At 69.0% G+C, this 3,295-nt stretch carries 2 protein-coding genes; both read right to left on the bottom strand.

Annotated elements, in window-relative coordinates; translation table 11 throughout:
* Positions 1-220 precede the first annotated feature (220 nt).
* Complete coding sequence (recG, locus tag QZS21_RS11555; protein ID WP_295583552.1) at positions 221-2,269, bottom strand: ATP-dependent DNA helicase RecG; 2,049 nt, start codon at positions 2,267-2,269, stop codon at positions 221-223.
* 167 nt (positions 2,270-2,436) lie between these two features.
* The coding region (locus QZS21_RS11550) for a hypothetical protein (protein WP_295583550.1) at positions 2,437-3,295 on the bottom strand (859 nt) is incomplete at its 5' end.

The raw sequence follows: 3,295 nt of genomic DNA, 5'->3' as shown, positions 1-3,295 counted from the left end.
CCAGCGAAGCGGTCTCTGTGGGGAGCGGAGGAGCAAGGGAGCGGGCGCAGTTTTCACCGCAGGCGGAAACGGAGGCAAGCGGCCTTTGCGACGACGCCATGGGGGGTGCATTCCGTGCCGCAAAGCCGCACACCCCCGTCCCGCCCAATGGGCGGTTTTTTTCTCGCCTTTTCCAGAGACCAAAAAGACCCCGGCCCTGTGATAAGGGCCGGGGTCTCTCTCAGTTCATGCTCTCCCCCCGCTGGGTAAACAGCTCCGTCACCCGCTCCGCCGTGGCGGGATAGTCCCGAAGCTCCGGGTCCTCCGCCAGCAGCGCCTCCGCCGCCGCCTGGGCCTCCATCAAAAGGTTGGTATCGCAGCCGATATCCGCGATTTTCAGCCCCGGAAGCCCGTGCTGCCGCTCCCCGAAAAAGTCCCCGGGGCCGCGGAGCCGCAGGTCCTCCTCCGCGATTTGGAAGCCGTCGGCGGTCCGGGTCATCACCCCCAGCCGCTGCCGGGTCTCCTCGCTGCGGTTATCGGAGATGAGGATGCAGTAGGACTGGTGCTGCCCCCGGCCCACCCGGCCCCGCAGCTGGTGGAGCTGGCTCAGGCCGAACCGCTCCGCGTTCTCCACCACCATCACCGCGGCGTTGGGCACATCCACCCCCACCTCGATCACCGTGGTGGACACCAGGATGTCCGCCTCGTGGGCGGCGAAGGCCGCCATCACCCGGTCCTTCTCCCGGGGCTTCATCTTGCCGTGGACGCAGGCCACCCGCAGGTCCGGGAACACCTCCGTCTGGAGCATCCGGGCATAGGCCGTGGCCGCCTTCCGCTCATCGGGCAGCTGGTCGTTCTCCTCCACCATGGGGCACACCACGTAGGCCTGCCGCCCCTCCGCCGCCAGCTTGCGGATGAAGCGGTACACCCGGGGGTGGTAGCTGCCGGGGACGGCATAGGTGGCGATGGGCCGCCGCCCCGGGGGAAGCTGGTCGATGACGGACACATCCAGGTCCCCGTACAAAATCAGGGCCAGGGTCCGGGGGATGGGGGTGGCGGACATGACCAGGGTGTGGGGATGCCTCCCCTTGGCCGCCAGGGCGGCCCGCTGTCCCACGCCGAAGCGGTGCTGCTCGTCGGTCACCACCAATCCCAGGTCCGCGTAGGCGAGGTCGCCGGTGATGAGGGCGTGGGTGCCGATGACAAAGTGGATGTCCCCGGCGGCCAGGGCAGCGGCCGCGGCACGCTTCTCCTTGGCGGGGGTGGAGCCGGTCAGCAGGGCGCAGCGGACGCCCAGAGGCTCCAGCAGCGGCGCCAGGCCCTCGTAGTGCTGCCGGGCCAGAATCTCCGTGGGGGCCATCAGGGCCGCCTGCCGCCCGTTTTTCACGCAGAAATAGGCGCAGGCGGCGGCCACCATGGTCTTGCCGGAGCCCACGTCCCCCTGGCACAGCCGGTTCATGGGAACCCCGGCGCCCATGTCCGCCAGAGCCTCGCCGATGCACCGGCGCTGGGCCTGCGTCAGCGTGAAGGGCAGGGCGCCGTAAAAGGCCTCCATGTCCACCGGGCGGCAGGGGGTCACCTGGACCACCTCCCGCCGCCGGCGCAGGCGCCGCAGGCCCAGGGTGAAGAGGAACAGCTCCTCAAAGGCCAGCCGCCGCCGGCTCAGGTCCAGGGCCTGGGCGCTCTCCGGGAAGTGGATGTTCTCATAGGCGTAGTTGATGCGGCAGAGGTGGTGCTCCCGCCGCACCCGGTCCGGCAGCACGTCCGGCAGAATGTCGGCGCAGGCGTCCAGCCCCTGGCGGATGGACCGGGACAGCACTAACTGGCTGACCCCGGCGGTGAGGGGGTAGATGGGCACGATGCGCCCGGTGGTCTCCCGCCGCCCCACCGCCTCCACAAGGGGGCCCGCCATCCGGCGGCGGAGGAGGTTTCCCTCGGCCTTGCCGTAAAAGACGTAGGTCTCCCCCTGCAAAAGCTGGTTTTGCAGCCAGGTCTGGTTGAAAAAGGTCACGTCCAGCACGCCGCTGTCGTCCACCGCCCGGACCTTCACCAGGTCCATCCCCTTGCGGATATGACTGACGGTAGGGGGCGCGGCCACCATGGCCGCCACACACGCCGCCTCCCCGGGCACCAGCTCCGCGATGGTCTTCATCTGGGTGCGGTCCTCGTACTTCCGGGGAAACCAGCTGATGAGGTCCCGCAGCGTGGCAATGCCCAGCTTTTCCAAGGCCTTGGCCCGCTGCTCCCCAATCCCCTTGATATACCGTACATCGGTGGTCAGGTCCGCCACGCAGGACGCCCCCTTTTCTGTGAGAATGGTTCCATTATACGCAATTTTTCCCCGCTTGCAAAGGGAAATCCGGCAAACGCCGGGGCGGGGACGGCATTTGCCGGACGCTGCCGATGCCCACTGGGCCGGGCAAAGGCGGCGGGGAGTTCTCCCCGCCGCCTTTGCCGTCAGGTGAACCGCACGCCCGGCGTCCACCCCTCCGTCTCCGTCACCGGCAGGCTCTCGATCCACCCGCCGTCGGAGGCGGCGTAGACGTCGATCAGCCGGTAGGTCACGTTTCCAAAGTTGTCCCGCAGCCGCAGCGCCACTGCCACCTCGTCGCCGGAGGGGACGGAGAGGGCGGTCTCGTACCCCGTCCAGTCCTCCATTCCCACCCGGCCCGTCTCCCGCCACAGTTTGGGCACCTCCGTCACCGGGACGGTCCGCTCCGGCGCCGTCTCCCCGTTTCGATAAAAGCAGAGGTCCGCCGCCGCGGGGGAGAGGTCCAGCCCGTAGGGGCTGTTGTTTTCGATCTGAAGGTTCAGCTCCCCCAGGTACACCTCCGGCTTTGTGCTGGTCCAGGAGGCCATCCACCAGGCGTCCGCCGTCAGCCGGAAGCGTTCCGGGGCGCAGTCGTACAGGGTGTCCACCCCCTCCGTGCGGACCGTGTCCCCCTGGGTCAGCGCCACGGAGAGGGCGATGTCCCCATCCATGGGCACTGTCCAGCCGGCGGCCACGTACCGATCCCCCTCCAAGACTCCCTCTGCCGTCAGGGCGGTGCCGTCGGAGAGGCGGGCGGTGAAGCGGGCGGTGGTGTCGGCGGTCCGCTCCCGGGGCCGGGCGCTGACCGCCAGCGTCACGGTGGAGCGCTCCAAATCAAATCCCGTCACCGCCGCCCCGGCCTCGGAGAGGAGCTGGTGGCTCTCCTCCAGGGCCGCGCTGATGCGGCCGGTGATGGAGGCAATTTGGTGCTCCATGCTGCTCTGGATGCCGTTGACCTGGCCCTGGAGGCCGTTCAGCCGCCGCTCCAGGGCGGCGCTGATGTCG

The organism is uncultured Oscillibacter sp., from assembly GCF_900544955.1.
Lineage (GTDB): Bacteria > Bacillota > Clostridia > Oscillospirales > Oscillospiraceae > Oscillibacter.
The sequence above is the reverse complement of the archived record's forward strand: the minus strand, read 5'-3'. Positions and strand labels throughout refer to the sequence as shown.